Origin of the sequence: Terasakiella sediminum (assembly GCF_033100395.1) — a bacterium.
Taxonomy (GTDB): Bacteria; Pseudomonadota; Alphaproteobacteria; order Rhodospirillales; family Terasakiellaceae; genus Terasakiella.
This window is the reverse complement of sequence record NZ_JAWLVJ010000020.1, coordinates 72,183-86,823: the sequence shown is the minus strand read 5'-3', so window position 1 is coordinate 86,823 and position 14,641 is coordinate 72,183. Positions and strand designations below refer to the sequence as shown.

The 14,641-nt window shown below is 48.2% G+C and carries 19 protein-coding genes; 6 read left to right on the top strand and 13 right to left on the bottom strand.

The window, feature by feature from the left end; all coding sequences use genetic code 11:
- Positions 1-71: 71 nt before the first annotated feature.
- Positions 72-413 (bottom strand): hypothetical protein, encoded by a 342-nt coding sequence (locus RYZ26_RS15230; RefSeq protein ID WP_317684093.1) that lies wholly within the window; start codon positions 411-413, stop codon positions 72-74.
- Positions 414-446: 33 nt separating this feature from the next.
- On the opposite strand from RYZ26_RS15230, the gene RYZ26_RS15225 reads away from it, so the two are divergent.
- Positions 447-1,112, top strand: a complete 666-nt coding sequence (locus RYZ26_RS15225; protein WP_317684092.1) for an SEL1-like repeat protein — start codon at positions 447-449, stop codon at positions 1,110-1,112.
- 206 nt (positions 1,113-1,318) lie between these two features.
- Here RYZ26_RS15225 and RYZ26_RS15220 read toward each other — a convergent pair whose 3' ends face one another.
- Positions 1,319-2,890: a lysozyme family protein gene (locus RYZ26_RS15220; protein ID WP_317684091.1), complete on the bottom strand. Its 1,572-nt coding sequence runs from the start codon at positions 2,888-2,890 to the stop codon at positions 1,319-1,321.
- A gap of 62 nt (positions 2,891-2,952) precedes the next feature.
- Here RYZ26_RS15220 and RYZ26_RS15215 point away from each other — a divergent pair, with 62 nt between their 5' ends.
- Positions 2,953-3,657, top strand: coding sequence for a tetratricopeptide repeat protein (locus RYZ26_RS15215; protein WP_317684090.1), 705 nt, complete (start codon positions 2,953-2,955; stop codon positions 3,655-3,657).
- Between the two features lie 9 nt (positions 3,658-3,666).
- On the opposite strand, the gene RYZ26_RS15210 is transcribed toward RYZ26_RS15215, so the two are convergent.
- The 7 genes from RYZ26_RS15210 to RYZ26_RS15180 form a co-directional block, all read right to left on the bottom strand.
- The gene (locus RYZ26_RS15210) at positions 3,667-4,311 is read right to left on the bottom strand and encodes a glutathione S-transferase (RefSeq protein WP_317684089.1); all 645 of its coding nucleotides are present in this window, start codon (positions 4,309-4,311) and stop codon (positions 3,667-3,669) included.
- Between the two features lie 68 nt (positions 4,312-4,379).
- Positions 4,380-5,045, bottom strand: a complete 666-nt coding sequence (locus tag RYZ26_RS15205) for a capsid assembly protein (RefSeq protein ID WP_317684088.1) — start codon at positions 5,043-5,045, stop codon at positions 4,380-4,382.
- Positions 5,046-5,073: 28 nt separating this feature from the next.
- Complete coding sequence (locus tag RYZ26_RS15200; protein WP_317684087.1) at positions 5,074-5,352, bottom strand: Bbp19 family protein; 279 nt, start codon at positions 5,350-5,352, stop codon at positions 5,074-5,076.
- A complete protein-coding gene (locus RYZ26_RS15195; protein ID WP_317684086.1) occupies positions 5,336-6,970 on the bottom strand; it encodes a portal protein in 1,635 nt (544 codons plus the stop codon). The genes RYZ26_RS15200 and RYZ26_RS15195 overlap by 17 nt, the downstream gene beginning before the upstream one ends.
- A 2-nt stretch (positions 6,971-6,972) precedes the next feature.
- A complete protein-coding gene (locus tag RYZ26_RS15190; protein WP_317684085.1) occupies positions 6,973-7,182 on the bottom strand; it encodes a hypothetical protein in 210 nt (69 codons plus the stop codon).
- A gap of 122 nt (positions 7,183-7,304) precedes the next feature.
- Complete coding sequence (locus RYZ26_RS15185; protein ID WP_317684084.1) at positions 7,305-7,706, bottom strand: hypothetical protein; 402 nt, start codon at positions 7,704-7,706, stop codon at positions 7,305-7,307.
- Positions 7,703-8,071 carry a hypothetical protein gene (locus RYZ26_RS15180; RefSeq protein WP_317684083.1) on the bottom strand — a complete coding sequence of 123 codons (369 nt, stop codon included), beginning with the start codon at positions 8,069-8,071 and terminating at the stop codon, positions 7,703-7,705. Before RYZ26_RS15180 ends, RYZ26_RS15185 begins: the two co-directional genes overlap by 4 nt.
- A 137-nt stretch (positions 8,072-8,208) precedes the next feature.
- On the opposite strand from RYZ26_RS15180, the gene RYZ26_RS15175 reads away from it, so the two are divergent.
- Genes RYZ26_RS15175 through RYZ26_RS15165 form a run of 3 tightly spaced genes read left to right on the top strand, consistent with a single transcriptional unit; the run spans position 8,209 to position 9,967 of the window.
- The gene (locus RYZ26_RS15175) at positions 8,209-8,841 is read left to right on the top strand and encodes a S24 family peptidase (RefSeq protein ID WP_317684082.1); all 633 of its coding nucleotides are present in this window, start codon (positions 8,209-8,211) and stop codon (positions 8,839-8,841) included.
- Positions 8,842-8,895: 54 nt separating this feature from the next.
- Positions 8,896-9,084, top strand: coding sequence for a hypothetical protein (locus RYZ26_RS15170; protein WP_317684081.1), 189 nt, complete (start codon positions 8,896-8,898; stop codon positions 9,082-9,084).
- Positions 9,085-9,115: 31 nt separating this feature from the next.
- Positions 9,116-9,967 (top strand): branched-chain amino acid aminotransferase, encoded by an 852-nt coding sequence (locus RYZ26_RS15165; RefSeq protein WP_317684080.1) that lies wholly within the window; start codon positions 9,116-9,118, stop codon positions 9,965-9,967.
- A 539-nt stretch (positions 9,968-10,506) separates the two neighbouring features.
- Here the strand turns inward: RYZ26_RS15165 and RYZ26_RS15160 are convergent.
- From RYZ26_RS15160 to RYZ26_RS15150, 3 genes are all read right to left on the bottom strand, one after another.
- A complete protein-coding gene (locus RYZ26_RS15160; RefSeq protein WP_317684079.1) occupies positions 10,507-11,394 on the bottom strand; it encodes a LysR family transcriptional regulator in 888 nt (295 codons plus the stop codon).
- A gap of 116 nt (positions 11,395-11,510) precedes the next feature.
- Positions 11,511-12,458 carry a thioredoxin-disulfide reductase gene (gene trxB / locus RYZ26_RS15155; protein WP_317684078.1) on the bottom strand — a complete coding sequence of 316 codons (948 nt, stop codon included), beginning with the start codon at positions 12,456-12,458 and terminating at the stop codon, positions 11,511-11,513.
- Positions 12,459-12,594: 136 nt separating this feature from the next.
- On the bottom strand, positions 12,595-13,200 hold the full coding sequence (locus RYZ26_RS15150) for a peroxiredoxin (protein WP_317684077.1): 606 nt from the start codon (positions 13,198-13,200) through the stop codon (positions 12,595-12,597).
- A gap of 365 nt (positions 13,201-13,565) precedes the next feature.
- Here RYZ26_RS15150 and RYZ26_RS15145 point away from each other — a divergent pair, with 365 nt between their 5' ends.
- Positions 13,566-14,066, top strand: a complete 501-nt coding sequence (locus RYZ26_RS15145) for an Lrp/AsnC family transcriptional regulator (protein ID WP_317684076.1) — start codon at positions 13,566-13,568, stop codon at positions 14,064-14,066.
- Positions 14,067-14,140: 74 nt separating this feature from the next.
- Here RYZ26_RS15145 and greA read toward each other — a convergent pair whose 3' ends face one another.
- Complete coding sequence (gene greA, locus RYZ26_RS15140; protein WP_317684075.1) at positions 14,141-14,614, bottom strand: transcription elongation factor GreA; 474 nt, start codon at positions 14,612-14,614, stop codon at positions 14,141-14,143.
- Positions 14,615-14,641: the final 27 nt, after the last annotated feature.

Sequence of the window (14,641 nt, the reverse complement as noted above, 5' to 3'; positions counted from 1 at the left end):
TGACAAAACGATGTTAAGCTTTCTCGGCTTCGTTCAGGTCACATCAATTCGGGTTTGGGTAAAGCACTTTGTCAACAGAACCTAGCCACTTTGGTTCCACATTTCTTGTACAACACGCTTAGTCTACTATTAATTGCATCTTTTTCACGTGTCAGCCTATTAAGTTCCAAAACTTCATTATCGTAGTCAGATTTAGCCGCATCCATATCCTGTTTAATTGCCTTTTTCTCCTGAGGATCACTGGCTTCTTGATATTCCTGTTTCAACTCCTCCCAGTCTAAATAATATTTCGCGGCTAACTGTTTAGTAACACCATAGGCATGATTAACATCTTTTAAATCCTCTTCAAGCTGTGTAATCTCATCTTTGTCTTGTTGAGTACAAGTTTGTTGCTGTGTTTGAACATTCGACATAATAGTCTCCTTAGTTAAGTGGTGAGTAGTGAAATGAAAAATCTAAAAACTTATCTGATTGCTATACTTCTGCTTACGATCACAAGCTGCACAACAATGACAACGAATGATCAAGAAGAGGCACTTCTAAGCAGGTATTATGAATTGGTCCTTCATGACCCAAATGCTGCACAACAGGTCGCCCAAATGGGAGCATTCCTCGGCTACAAGGGCTTTTTTGAAGAATACGCGAAGACGCTCCCCCCCGATGATCCAAGTGCTAATTACTGGCATCAAGCGGCACTCAAAGTTTCACAAAGTGCAAATGCATATTTCAACTTCGCCTGTTGGCATTATCAACGCGCATCAAACAGCCGTTTTTACAGAAATGCGTACAGCAACATGAAAACCAGCGCAGAAAAAGGCCTTTATCATGCTCAAGTCATATTGGCCATTTACTACAGACAAGGCATTGGCACCAATAAGTCTCAAACCCAAAGTGAGCTCTGGTTAGAAAAAGCCATAAACAACAACTGGCTGAAAAAGCACCCACAATCCGAACGATATTTTAAAATTGGCAAGCTTCTCGGGAAAAACTCAAAATGCGCTCCAACGGACGAAGAAACAGCCATAAAACTCATCAAGGAGGCGGCTGATCTTGGCAACAAAATCGCTAAACTTCATATTGAGAAAAACTTAATTCCTAAAGAAATGAAATAGTCAGTCCAAAACCGCCCTCCTCCTTCCATAGATGTTCAAAAGGAGAGACGTGATGAAAACGGATCTTGGCCTGAAAAGCGGCTGCCTTCGAGAAGAAAACTTAAAGATATTCTCTAATTGAAAAAAAATGGTTTCATCCAGTACGCGAGGGCAGGTGAAATTATACCCGTCTGCCCCGCCTGCGAACGAGGACAAAAAAAATCCTCTTAGAAGTTAAAACCCATATTGTAGGCAAAACGATTGATCAGGTCGTCTTCATCGGTTTTTTTCGCAGCCTGCGTAAAAGCATCGGTGGTTTTTGGCCCAACAATGCCATCGTCTTTCAGCCCGGCACCCAGATCATTGAGCGTATCCTGCAAGGCAAGCCCTTCCATCTGAAAACCATCTTTCGGTGATTTCTTCTTCGGTAAAAGTGGGGAGAAGGTTTGGCTGAGTTCATCGGCCAAATTCTGTGGCCCCTCTTTCTTCGCCTTTTTCACCACTTCCTTAAACTGACCCATCGCCACGGCTTCGGCCACCTTGCCCGTGCCATTTTCCACCAGCGCCTTTTTCAGACCAAGTGATGTCTTCGGTCCGGCCACGCCATCTTCTTTCAACTTCACCTGTTTCACAGCACCTGGAAGTGGTGACTGGTTCTGCTTGTTGGTCAGCATATTGAGACCGGATTGAATGCCTTTGACCACGTCGGGAGCCTTTTTAGTAATCACAGGCACAGACTCATCAATTTCCCCCGGTTGCATATGCTCATAAGGAAGTTTTACGTAATCAGTTGGATGAGGTTCGCGACCTTTTTCCTGAGCCGGACCAGCAGGCACTTTATTATATCCACCTGTCATTGGATCAAACTGAACCCATCCGCCTTTTTCTTCATCATAAAAGGGCAAATTAATGCCTTCGATTGGGCTTCCAACGCCACCAATAGCCTGATCCACAATTTGTGAAATTCCAGCGTGCAAATCCTGACCATCCTTTGTCTTCATCGGTGTCGGATGTGCATATACCGGGCCACGCATCTTCGGCTGTTTCATCTTGCCTGTTTCATCATATTCGACTTCCTGATTGCCATAGGCATTTTCAAACCATTCACGTTCTCGCCGAAACATTTGATCTTTCATGACAGGATCACTGATCCGTTCGCGCTCCTTCATCGCTGCCAGTAACTCTTCCTGTGTCCAGTCTTTTGGATGTTTAATCTGAAGGTCATCTTCAGATGACCCTTTTAATTGTTCTTCCAATTGCTTACGCATAGCAATAACTGTTGGTGTCATCACCGCTGGCAGAACCACATCCTGTGGATTGTTCTTTCCTTTTGATGGCACCGCATCATCTCCTCGATATCTCATATCCGTTACCATCCCAGGCTGAACGGACTGGCTACTCATTGATTGATGGGACTGCATTCTTTGAGGCCGAAACCGCTGCTCCAACCAACGGCCTTTTGCTTTTTGCTTTGCATAACGAATTGCTTTTTCGGGACTATCCCCACGTCGTATGGCGTTGTCTGCATCTGAGACGACCTGATTATAATCAAGATATTTTTCTGGTACGCCCTCACTCCTCAGTTCATCAATTGCTCGTTCTCCAGTTGTTTCCGGTCCATTGGTTCCTATTGAGGGACCTAAAGGCCCTATATTTCCACCATTGATGCCATACCGGTCCTTACCATAAGCCCATTCAAAAATTTTCTTCTTGATAGCTCCACCTATAAGTTTGTCTTTTGCCTTCTTTTTAAGATCAGGCCTTCTTTTCTTTGAATCTGACATTGCAGTTCCTTTCAAAATGTTTCTAAACCGTCCATAGTACGTTTTAATTGTACTGATAATGAAAATGGGCAAATGAAATGAGATGTTTAAAAATTCTATTTGTAGGCTTCATCCTTCTCTTTACGCATGCAGCATCAGCGCGAAATTCAGATAAAGTCGAAATTGATAAAGAAAGATACTTCAGCGAAGATTTCGAACTCACCATTCAAAAAGCTGAACAAGGTGATGCGGGTTCGCAACATATGCTTGGCTGGTCTTTCAGAGACGGTATTAAAACCCCAAAGTCTGCTGAAAAAGCACTCTATTGGTACGAACAGGCTGCAAAACAAAACTATCGAATATCCATTTTCGATGCAGGCGTTCTATACTTTGAAGGCTATGGCATTCCTCAAGATATTGAAAAAGGCATGTCCTATTTTCTGAAAGCCCATTCCCTTAAATTTCCACCAGCCACAGAAGAGCTGGGGCGTATCTATATTCATGGCAGAAACGGCATTGAAAAAGATGTCTCAAAGGGCATTGATTATCTTACTCAAAGCGCTGCCCAAGGCATGCCCAAAAGCATTTATCTTCTGGCACATGCCTACCTAAAAGGTTTTGGTGTTGAGAAAGATGAATATAAGGGTATCTTGATGCTCATTCGTGCAGGAAACAAAGGATTGGAACGTGCCCAAGCCGACATTAAACGTTTTGAAAAACAAAATGGTGGAACGTTCCAAAATTACTTGAAAGAAAAATTCAACCATGATGAGCCTCCCTACAGTTGGGAACAATCACAGTAGAATTAACTTTTAAACCTGTGCCCCAAACAACAACGGCTCATCTCCCCTATGCCATTGCTGGAATTTCGGCATAACATTCAGGAACACCACCTCTTCCAGAAAACCTTCCAGCCATCGGTTCAGGGATTGATAGGGTGAAGATTGGAACCAGGCTTTATCAGCAAAGCAGAACTGACGGATAAAGGGGAAGATGGCGTAGTCGGCGAGGCTGGGTTTATAACCACACAGGTGCCCATGTGCAGAAATACGTTGATCCAAATCTTGCAGGACAATTTCGGCCTTTTCCCGTTCCAGCAAAGGATCAGCGTCATCATAACGATTAGCATATTTATAGCGATCCAGATGAATTTTAAACACATGATCATTCTGATAGATCAGTTGCGCGATTTCATCTTCATCAGCTTTCAACCAGCCTTTCGGATCATTCTTCACCAAGGCCCAGCGCATAATATCCAGACTTTCTTCCAGAACGGTACCATCCGGCAACTGTAAAACAGGGACCGTGGCTTTCGGCGATAAAGCGAGCATTTCAGCAGGCTTGTCACGCAAAACCACTTCGCGCAGTTCACACGTTATACCGCTGACGTAAAGCGCCATCCGTGCGCGCATGGCATAAGGACAGCGGCGAAAACTATAGAGAATGGGATAGGTCATGGCCCTATCCTAATCCACAAAGAAAAAGGCCGCCACCCCTTTAAGACAAGAGATAGCGGCCCAGTCACTTAGCCCGGATAGAGGCGACGGAAACCGTCACGCACGCGTTCCACCGTTGCAGGATCACGATCGCGCCAGTATTTCGGATCACGCATCAGGCGACGCACGTCTTCTTCACTGCTGAGACCACCTGTTTCTTCAAACCCGCCGAAGCCGGGTTCATTTTCATTTTTGGTCATCATTTCATAAAGAGTCATGACGCCGTCATAGCTGCTGCCCATGGCTTCCAGCGCCTGCGGGCCGAACTTCTGTTCCCCCCAGGTACGCAGCTGACGCGCGGTTTCCAGCCAGCGGTCTTCCCCGCCAAATTTCTCGCACAAACGATCGATCTGCTGATGGCTATGCAGGCCAGCTGCAATTTCCGCCACCATCGGTTCCAGCGCTTCATGGGCAAGGTCATAGACCAGTTGCACCTGTTCCTGAGTAAAGCCTGCTTTATGCATGCGTTCGTTGATGCCGTCATCAACGCCAAACAGATCGCTTTTACATTCCACACAATATTCAGAATGATGTTTCGGCAGCGTGCGCACCGGGACAGAACCGATCTTGCGTTCCAGGTCACGATAGGATTGGGCCATCGCTTCCATGCGGGCTTCGCCTTTTTTCGCATCCCAGAATTTCTTCGGCAGATACGACGGGCATTCATGTGTCATTGTTTCAATATGTTCGTTCATTTTTCACCTATACGATAAAGTTGAAGAGTTAGTTTGCTTCACGGCCCTGGCGCACCAGACCCATGATGTAGGAAACGAGATAACGTTGACCTTCCAGATGTCGTAAAATCCCGTTATGTGCATTGGCACCCAAGGGACGGGCCAACGTCATTTCAGCCAGATGGGCTAAGGCAGCCTCACCATCTTCCCCACGGAAACAGCGGGCAAAACGGGCGGGCATATCTTCATCTGCACTCATTTGAGACTGATCATTATGATCAATCATTTTTTCAAACCAGGACCAGCCCGGCTCATTGCGGTTGGGCATTTCCTAATCCTTTCATCAGGTTTTGCATTTGTTTGGGATCACTCATAATGCTTTGGGCAATCTGACCGATTTCCCCCATATCGCCACCTTCACCAGCACCGGGAACCACCCCGGCCATGGCTGCCGGGTTGGCGGTCTGTGCTTCGGCTTCCTGCATTTCCTCTTCTGTCTTAAGGATTTCACCGGGTACACCGTAGGCCTTGGCAAGGAAACGTGCCGTCTTCATCGGGTTGATCAACCCCATAGCTTCCGGCCCCAGACTGCCAAGCGACTGAATCCAGGCAAGAATATCCTGGGCTTCTTTGCGGGTTTGTTGTCTGGCAAGCGGGGATTTATATTGCAGGTCAATATGACGGCCATCGACCCGCAGGTTGTTGACCTCCCCACGGCGATTAAGAACAGCCAGTGCGCGCACCACAAGCGGTGTTAACAGTTCCGCCTGCAAACGCCCATAGGTCGCCCCCAAAATACGTGCCATTTCTGCCGAGCGTTCCAACACTTCAGTCGCCGTCATCTGCTTGCTGTCCGTTGCCCCAAGCTTATCGGCCAGAAGGGCGTGACGAATGCGTTTGCGCAATTCTTCCAGCACGACCTGAGACAGATCGAAACTGCCTGGTGACTGCAATGGTGTAAGACCGGCGGACCCCACAGCTTTAGGGATAATGGTGCCGGGTACCAGCTTGATCGTTGCCGGGTTCAACACCCCGTCATCATCTGCCTGCCAAATCCCGGTTACCGCGATGGATGCATTTTTAAGGGCAAGTTCCACCACCTTGTTCGCCGTCTTGATGTCCGGCAAAGCCTTCATCACCGGGGACCGACCATAGCTTTCCCCCGGTGCTTTCAACCAGCGAAACCCGATGAAAGGAGAATGGGCAAAAGCACCACGGCGCAGTAACACAGGTTCCCCCGTGCCACCATAGCCATGTTCCAATACAGCCATATAGTCAAAGCGCGGACCATTTTCGATCACCGCTTCCACAACGGCATATTTCTCATCCTTATTGCGGTTTGCCCGATCAGCCATATCGGCAGGCAGTTTGCTTTCCGGGAAACGGGCACGTAAATGATCAAAGCTGATCTCACTACGACGGAAGGTGTCGCTTAATAGACCGCCGACCCCTTCTTCCATCATCACTTGTGACAAGGGAACAGCGGTGAAACGAAAGGCCGAAGCTTCCCCCGGTGGGGCTTCTTCAAACAGAAGGCACGCACTGCCGACGGTCACCAGGTCCAGATAACACTGGTGCATCTCGATGGAAAAATTGGATCGTTCAAAATGCGTCTGCAAGGTTTGGGATGCTTTATCCAGATCCACATTCAACGCCTGCAACTGGGCTTCGTCTGCTTCCGGTCCCGGTGTCAGGCCGAACCAGCGTGCCCAGGGCGGCGTCAGGTGTGCCAGCATACTGGCCGCCAGCTGATCCACTGCATCCGGGGCCGTGCCATCAAACAGTTTATCTGCGCGTTTTTCACCGGGTGTGCCGCCGCTGAAAAAGCCCGTGCGATGGGGCAGTGCAAAATCATAACATTCCTGCCAATGACTTTCCCAGACGTTGCGACGTTCCTTTGCTTTTTCAAACCGTTCAAGCACGTCTTTTGGTGTCAATTCCGACATAATCAGTCTCCTAACAATTGCTTGCCCGATGTCGGGATTGCATTACTTTGTTCCAACCCACGCCAGGATGTCTGAATGGTGCCCTGACGCCCGCGGCGACGGCGTTCCATATTCTTCAGACGCTCTTCACGTTCTGCATCTTCCGGTTCTGGCGGTGCAGGTGGTTCTGGTGGGGGTGCCGGGGGTTTTGGGGATGAAAATACTCCTCCCATGGGACTCTCCTTTTTAAAATGTTCAGGGGAAGGCCTGAAATTGGCCCAAAAAAAAGCCCCTCGAGCGTGCTCGAAGGGCTTTAGTCACAGTTTTCCTGTTGACTGAGACAAAACCTAACGAACTAAGCGCCAAATGTCAAGTAATTTTTCCTATATATTCTCTTTTTGTTCTTATTGAGCGCTTTATAGAGCTGCCATGGGGTTAAAACCCGCCAATCGCGTGCACCAACCAGTCGCTTGACCACTTCGACGCAAGTCATCGGTGCCCAACAATGCGGGGTCGCCCGGGTGGTATCCACATTTACTTTCAGAACCCGCATGCCTTGGTCCCTATACCATTTCAAAAGACCTGCAAGTTCATAACCTTCCAGCAGCTTGACGGTAAAGTTGTTGCTTAAAGGGTCCAGCCAGATACATCCGCGATCTGTTTCCAGAATGACAAAGCAATGGCGAAACCCGGGTTTCAAGAGTTTGAGCCACCAAACCCCTGCATTGTCGCTAAAGACAACCAGTGCTGTACTCATTGTACGATTCCTTTCTGTTGCAGGGCATCGCCCAGTTTAATTAAAGCCTCTTTCCATAAAGGAACATCTTCGCGTTCCTGCCTGACATATTCATCCGGTGGGGTAAGCCGTTCCCCATATTGGCCAAGCACCTGCAGATGCTGACCTTCAATGCGGCGTTTCTGATAAAGACGCATAACAGCACGGTACACATCATCCGGGCTGCAAGGCCTCGGGGTTTCAACCATGCCGGATATAAAGCGGGCGCCATCCAGACGCATGACCTGACAACGCGAAAACCAAAACCAGGCTTCTTCACCATCAGCAAAAGGAACAGTTTCAACATCATGGCTGGGGGGCAGAACAATTCGTTTTGTAGTCGACATACTCATATACTCTCTGGTGTATTTTGACAAAAGAACACAACAAGAACATTTAAATACAGTAATTTTGTCCTATGTCAATGACAAGTTTTCAATAAATTCCTATAGCATTGTGATCTTATTTCTATAATAATGCTCGAATGTTGAAACATGCTGATATCTGGCGCGCTATAGATCGCCTCGCACAAGAGTACGGATTGTCCGCGTCCGGCCTTGCGCGTAAAGCTGGACTTGATCCCACGACATTCAATAAAAGCAAGCGCTTGACCCGTGAGGGCAAAGCCCGCTGGCCAAGTACAGAAAGCATTGCGAAAATCCTGGAAGCCACTCATTCAGACCTAGCTGAGTTCATTGGATACGTGCAGGGTGAAGGTGGGCGTGGTGTCATCAAAAATGTCCCCCTGATCGGTCTGGCACAGGCGGGATCACAAGGATTCTTTGACGATGCGGGCTATCCAACAGGGGGCAGCTGGGATGAAATCCCCTTTCCTGATGTGCCCGATTCCAATGCCTATGCCCTTGAAATATCAGGCGCAAGTATGGAACCCGTCTTTCGTGATGGGGACCAGGTTTTGGTCTCGCCCAACGCCAATATCCGTCGCGGAGACCGTGTAGTTGTAAAGACAGTTGAAGGCGAAGTTATGGCCAAACAACTGCGCCGTCGATCCGCCAGAAAGATCGAATTGCAGTCTTTAAACCCGGAATATGAAGACCGCATCTTCGAAATGGATGAGATCGTCTGGATTCACCGGATCATCTGGGCATCCCAATAGGGGTTTACAAATTAAAAAATCAGATTAGGTCTATTTTCCTACAAGGAGAATAAAATGACTGATCTGACTCTGCGTTTCAACGGACCCATTCCGCGTTATCTCACGCCCCTGCCCACCGGGACCATTCTGTCTGCACGGCGGCTTTGGGAAACGTGCTATCATCAAAGGCAACGTAAAAAGCAGTTGCATAAAAAAACTTTAAATCGCTATCCTTCACAAAAGAAAAAACAATCACAACATTAAAAGTGAACATTCCAAAGGTGAGGAGAGACGTATGGGAAATGTCGGTAGCGGCAAAACCTGGACATATTTTGATGGCAAATGGTCCGAAGGCAATCCAGAAATGATGGGCGCACGCACCCATGGGGTGTGGCTTTCATCCACCGTCTTTGATGGTGCACGCGCGTTTGATGGTGTAGTCCCCGATCTTGACCTCCATTGCCAGCGATCCATCGATTCTGCGCGTATCCTGGGGATGGCGCCTATGTTAAGTGCCCGTGAAATAGAAGAACTCGCATGGGAAGGGGTCGCCAAATTCCCTGCCAAGTCAGAACTTTATGTCTGCCCCATGTTTTATGCGGATGCGGGATTTATTGCACCTGATCCGGCCAGCACCCGTTTTGTCCTCAGCATCTTTGATGCCCCGCTACCGGAACCAACCGGGTTTAGTGCCTGTAAATCCAGTTTTCGCCGTCCGGCACGCGATATGGCCCCCACGGAAGCCAAGGCCTCCTGCCTCTATCCCAATGTGGCGCGCTGCGTTAAAGAAGCAACCGATCAAGGGTTTGATACCGCTGTGGTGCTGGACCCTAACGGGAACGTTGCCGAATTTGCCTATACCAATCTGTTTTATGTCAAAGACGGCACCCTCTTTACCCCTGCCCCCAATGGCACCTTCCTGAACGGCATTACCCGTCAGCGCGTCATTAAACTGGCCCGCGCCAATGACTATCAGGTCATTGAGAAACCTGTCGCCTTTGAGGAACTGCTCGAGGCTGATGAGATTTTCGGCACCGGGAATTATTTTAAGGTCGGTCCCTGCACCAAAATCGAAGACAAATCCATGCCTATCGGCGACATCACCATGCATCTGCGTAAGCTTTATTTCGACTGGGCAAAAAAATAGCCGGGCACGAAGGCCCGGCAAGTCTATAACAGGGAGGCTTCACGTCTGGAGACGTAGGACCCAATAAAAAGGCCCTTAGATCGGAACAAGTCCGAAAATCTGCTTAATACTGCGCTGCAGCATTAGATGAGTCTTGTTTTATATAATTTCTAAAGAAACAACCAGATTTATTTTATCACCCCTACCATGCGTCCTGCGCATGGAACACCATAAGTCACTGTAATAAAACAGACTTATACTTTCGGATTAAGTCGGAATAATCAAAAAAAAAACCGGACCACGAGGGTCCGGCAAGTTTTAACAGGGAGGCTTCACGTCTGGGAGACGTAGGGTCAACCCGAGAAGGGGACCCTCACACTCAGGTAAGACCTGAGGGGAAGAAACTTTGCTGCAACGCAACAAAGTCGATGAGCTATATTTAGCTCGTCGCACTATCAAACACCATAGCAAATAAATCAGGGCAGCTATGCGTTTAGCGCATAGTTGACCGTATGGTTAGTTTTTTATTATTTATTTTCAAACACTTAAACTAAAGCAGCTTAATGCGCCTGACTCATTTTGCGGACAATAAAATCTCTAAAAAGCGTAATTCTTTTCGAATTGCGCAATTCCTCTGGATAGACAAAGTAAGTATCGATCACCGGACCACGCAGTTCTGGCAGGATTTCCACCAGATTCCCCACTTCCCGGCTCATATATTCCGGCAAAGCCCCAAGGCCCAGGCCGGACTGTACCGCACGGTAAATGCCATAAACGTTATTCACACGCAGGGCGGCTGTGCGTTTGGTGCCGTCACTGCGCCCCGCAGACAGCAGCCAGTTCAGTCCCTGCACGGGCTGGCGCACATCATCGCCGTAGACAATGATACGGTGATCATCCAGGTCTTGTGGGGTACGTGGCATACCATGTTTCTTCAGGTACTCTGGTGCCCCATAAATATGATAAGGCATGCGCCAGAGATGACGCTGGATCAGGTCCGGCTGTTTTGGCGGACTCATGCGAATCGCAACATCGGCTTCACGCATGGACAAATCCAATTCGGTATCCGTCAGCACGACGGAAACTTCGATATCTGGATAGAGCTCCAGAAATTCACGGATTTTAGGTGTCAACCAAGTAGACCCAAAGGCCACGGTCGTTGTGATTTTCAATGTGCCCTGCGGCTTTTCCTTGGTTTCAGAAAGCTGGCTTTCCACCATGGCAAGCTTGGCAAAGACTTCATGGGCAGTTTTATAGAGCAATTCACCCTGTTCGGTCAGGATCAAACCACGGGCATGGCGATGGAATAGACTGACCTGGACACTGTCTTCCAGGGCACTGATTTGACGACTTACCGCAGACTGGCTGAGATTCAGATTCTCACCAGCGTGTGTAAAGCTTCCGGCTTCCGCAACAGCGTGAAAGACCCGTAATTTGTCCCAATGCATCTGTCATCCCATTCAAAAATCGCATAGAAGGTATGCGTATATAACATAGACGAAAAAGGCGAAAGGAAAAACATCCCTTCGCCTTCATCATTTTAATTTTTTTGAAGAAGCAGACCTTAGTCGTCCATCTCAGCAATAAAACGTTCTGCTTCCAGTGCTGCCATACAGCCTGTCCCCGCAGCCGTTACGGCTTGCTGATAGACCTTATCCTGTACGTCACCAGCCGCATATACACCTTTGATGCTGGTTTGTGTGCTATCCGCATCTGTCAGGATGTAATTTTCATCATCCATATCCAGCTGACCTTTAAACAAGCCTGTGTTCGGATCATGGCCGATGGCGATGAACGCGCCGTGTACCGGAATGGTTTTAACTTCATCTGTCTTAACGTTCTTCACACGCACGCCAGTAACGCCAAACGGCTCTTCTTCACCAACGATTTCGTCAATCACGCTATCCCAGACCATTTCAACTTTTTCGTTCTTCAGCAGACGATCCTGAAGGATTTTTTCAGAACGCAGTTCGTCACGACGGTGAATGAGATAAACTTTGGACGCGAAGTTGGTCAGGTAAAGGGCTTCTTCAACAGCCGTGTTACCGCCACCAACAACTGCAACTTCTTTACCGCGATAGAAGAAACCATCACATGTGGCACAGGCAGAAACACCAAAGCCCTGATACTTCTGTTCTGAATCCAGACCAAGCCAACGTGCAGAAGCACCCGTGCTGATCACCAATGTATCACCAGTGTAAACAGTGCCGCTGTCCCCCGTCAGTTTGAATGGACGCGATGACAGGTCTGCTTCAACGATAGTGTCGTCAAACATTTCTGTGCCCACGTTCTTGGCTTGATCATGGAACTGGTCCATCAGCCAGGGACCCTGAATAGGGTCTGCGAAACCAGGATAGTTTTCCACGTCCGTTGTGATGGTCAGCTGACCACCGGGCTGCAGGCCTTTTACAAGAATGGGTTTTAAGTTTGCACGCGCTGCATAGATGGCTGCCGTGTAGCCTGCGGGGCCGGAACCGAGAATGAGAACCTTGGAATGGTGCTGTTCGGACATGAAGGATATCCTTGATAGAAGTATAAAATTCAAATGAGGGCGCTAATCTAGGCAGGATGTTTCCTGAGCGCAAGGGAGAAGAAAAAAGGGAAGCCACAGCCCCCCTTTTCTCTATACTTATAAGTACTTAATCGACTTACAGCTTGTCAGAGTTTTCTGACAGGTATGCCGCAACGCCATCAGGTGTCGCAGTCATGCCAGAATCGCCTTTGTTCCAGCCTGCTGGGCAAACTTCGCCGTGCTCTTCATGGAACAGCAGCGCGTCCAGTGTACGGATGGTTTCATCAACGTTACGGCCCAGTGGCAGATCGTTTACCAGCTGGTGACGAACAACACCATTTTTGTCGATGATGAATGTGCCACGGAACGCGATACCAGGACCGGTTTTAACGCCGTAGTTTGTTACGATGTCTTTGGTGATGTCAGCAACCATTGGGAACTGAACCTGCCCCAGACCGCCTTCGTTAACCGGTGTGTTTTTCCACGCCAGGTGTGTGAAGTGCGAATCGATAGAAACAGCGATTACTTTCGCGCCGCGCTCTTCAAATGCTTTCATACGGTGGTCAAAAGCGATGATTTCTGAAGGACATACAAATGTGAAGTCCAACGGATAGAAGAAAACGACACCGTAAGAACCGTCCAGATAGGACTTCAGGTTAAACGCATCTTCGATTGAGTTGTCACCCATTACAGCCGGTGCTGTGAAATCAGGTGCTTCCTGACCAACGAGAACTTGAGACATTATTGTTATTCCCTATTTTAGAATGATTCAAAACTAGTGACAGACTAACTTCTCTCCCAACCATTTGCAAGCGGGGAAACAAGATATCTTGAACGCCTTAACGTTAACGCCTTTTTATTAACAGGGCTATAGCTTGCTTCTTAAAATTTATCAAAAAAATCAAATGCGTAGCTGACAAGGCCCGTTCCGTTTTCTAAACTACGCGCTAAGGTTCCAGAACAGCGTAATTTTTCTTTTCTCATATCCACCACCAAGATAAAAAAACGCAATTTTATTTCTTCTTTTTGACAAGCTTCTCTTGGCTTGTTAGGAACAACATTGTAATATCATTGCGTCTTTCAGGGAATTTTTGGAGTAGAATTATTATGCAAAAGGTCAAACTTGACCGAATCGACCGTCGTATTCTTGCGGACTTACAAGATGATGGTCGCATGACAAATGTCGAATTGGCCCGCCGTGCCGGCATTTCCGCTCCGCCTTGTCTGCGCCGTGTGCGTGCCCTTGAAGAGGCCGGTTTTGTGCGCGGCTATCATGCTGAACTTGATCCGGCTGCCCTTGGTTTCAACGTCACTGTCTTTGCGCAAGTTGGCTTGAACAGCCAGGCCGAATCAGATCTCAAGGCTTTTGAAGATCTGGTCGAAAGCTGGCCGGAAGTGCGCGAATGCCATATGCTGGCAGGGGAAACCGACTTCCTGCTGAAGATTGTTGAAAAAGACTGGGATTCGTACCAGCAGTTCCTGACCAAGTCCCTGACATCTGCGCCAAACGTGGCCCATGTCAAATCATCCATGACGATTCGCAGTTCCAAAACCATCCCCGGCGTGCCGATCAAGGTTGATGTGGCGGATGAGGATGAAGACGAATAAGTCAGGTCAAAGAATAGATGAAAAAAGCGGCGCTGAAAATCAGACGCCGCTTTTTTTATAAATATCGTAAGTCGTTATTTATATTCGACTTCCACAATCTCGTAAGATTTGGCACCACCTGGTGTGCGGACCTCTACGCTATCACCCAGACTCTTGCCAATCAGGCCGCGTGCAAGTGGAGAACTGATGGAGATTTTACCACCTTCAAGGTCGGCTTCATGCTGACCAACGATCTGATACGTGGTTTCTTCATCGGTTTCTTCATCCGCCACCAGAACCGTTGCGCCAAAGCGGACCACGTCCCCGGACAGGGTTTTCGGATCAATCACTTCGGCAACACTGATCACAGCTTCCAGTTCTTTAATGCGGCCTTCAATGAACCCTTGTTTTTCACGAGCAGCATGATATTCGGCATTCTCTGAGAGGTCGCCATGTTCACGCGCTTCTGCGATCGCCGCAATAACTGCCGGACGTTCAACCGATTTCAGGTTCTTCAATTCTAATTCAAGCTGAGCACAACCCTCAGCGGTCATGGGTATCCGTTCCATAACTCTTTCCCAAACGTACAATAAAAA

What these genes read in the sequence shown, in the direction of transcription:
- RYZ26_RS15145 (WP_317684076.1), top strand. Translation starts at nt 13,566, where the DNA reads ATGCAAAAGGTCAAACTTGACCGAATCGACCGTCGTATTCTTGCGGAC.
- RYZ26_RS15225 (WP_317684092.1), top strand. Translation starts at nt 447, where the DNA reads ATGAAAAATCTAAAAACTTATCTGATTGCTATACTTCTGCTTACGATC.
- RYZ26_RS15165 (WP_317684080.1), top strand. Translation starts at nt 9,116, where the DNA reads ATGGGAAATGTCGGTAGCGGCAAAACCTGGACATATTTTGATGGCAAA.
- RYZ26_RS15200 (WP_317684087.1), bottom strand. Translation starts at nt 5,352, where the DNA reads ATGCCCAACCGCAATGAGCCGGGCTGGTCCTGGTTTGAAAAAATGATT.
- RYZ26_RS15195 (WP_317684086.1), bottom strand. Translation starts at nt 6,970, where the DNA reads ATGTCGGAATTGACACCAAAAGACGTGCTTGAACGGTTTGAAAAAGCA.
- trxB (WP_317684078.1), bottom strand. Translation starts at nt 12,458, where the DNA reads ATGTCCGAACAGCACCATTCCAAGGTTCTCATTCTCGGTTCCGGCCCC.
- RYZ26_RS15150 (WP_317684077.1), bottom strand. Translation starts at nt 13,200, where the DNA reads ATGTCTCAAGTTCTCGTTGGTCAGGAAGCACCTGATTTCACAGCACCG.
- RYZ26_RS15175 (WP_317684082.1), top strand. Translation starts at nt 8,209, where the DNA reads ATGTTGAAACATGCTGATATCTGGCGCGCTATAGATCGCCTCGCACAA.
- RYZ26_RS15205 (WP_317684088.1), bottom strand. Translation starts at nt 5,045, where the DNA reads ATGAACGAACATATTGAAACAATGACACATGAATGCCCGTCGTATCTG.
- RYZ26_RS15215 (WP_317684090.1), top strand. Translation starts at nt 2,953, where the DNA reads ATGAGATGTTTAAAAATTCTATTTGTAGGCTTCATCCTTCTCTTTACG.
- RYZ26_RS15185 (WP_317684084.1), bottom strand. Translation starts at nt 7,706, where the DNA reads ATGAGTACAGCACTGGTTGTCTTTAGCGACAATGCAGGGGTTTGGTGG.
- RYZ26_RS15180 (WP_317684083.1), bottom strand. Translation starts at nt 8,071, where the DNA reads ATGTCGACTACAAAACGAATTGTTCTGCCCCCCAGCCATGATGTTGAA.
- RYZ26_RS15160 (WP_317684079.1), bottom strand. Translation starts at nt 11,394, where the DNA reads ATGCATTGGGACAAATTACGGGTCTTTCACGCTGTTGCGGAAGCCGGA.
- RYZ26_RS15230 (WP_317684093.1), bottom strand. Translation starts at nt 413, where the DNA reads ATGTCGAATGTTCAAACACAGCAACAAACTTGTACTCAACAAGACAAA.
- RYZ26_RS15170 (WP_317684081.1), top strand. Translation starts at nt 8,896, where the DNA reads ATGACTGATCTGACTCTGCGTTTCAACGGACCCATTCCGCGTTATCTC.
- greA (WP_317684075.1), bottom strand. Translation starts at nt 14,614, where the DNA reads ATGGAACGGATACCCATGACCGCTGAGGGTTGTGCTCAGCTTGAATTA.
- RYZ26_RS15190 (WP_317684085.1), bottom strand. Translation starts at nt 7,182, where the DNA reads ATGGGAGGAGTATTTTCATCCCCAAAACCCCCGGCACCCCCACCAGAA.
- RYZ26_RS15210 (WP_317684089.1), bottom strand. Translation starts at nt 4,311, where the DNA reads ATGACCTATCCCATTCTCTATAGTTTTCGCCGCTGTCCTTATGCCATG.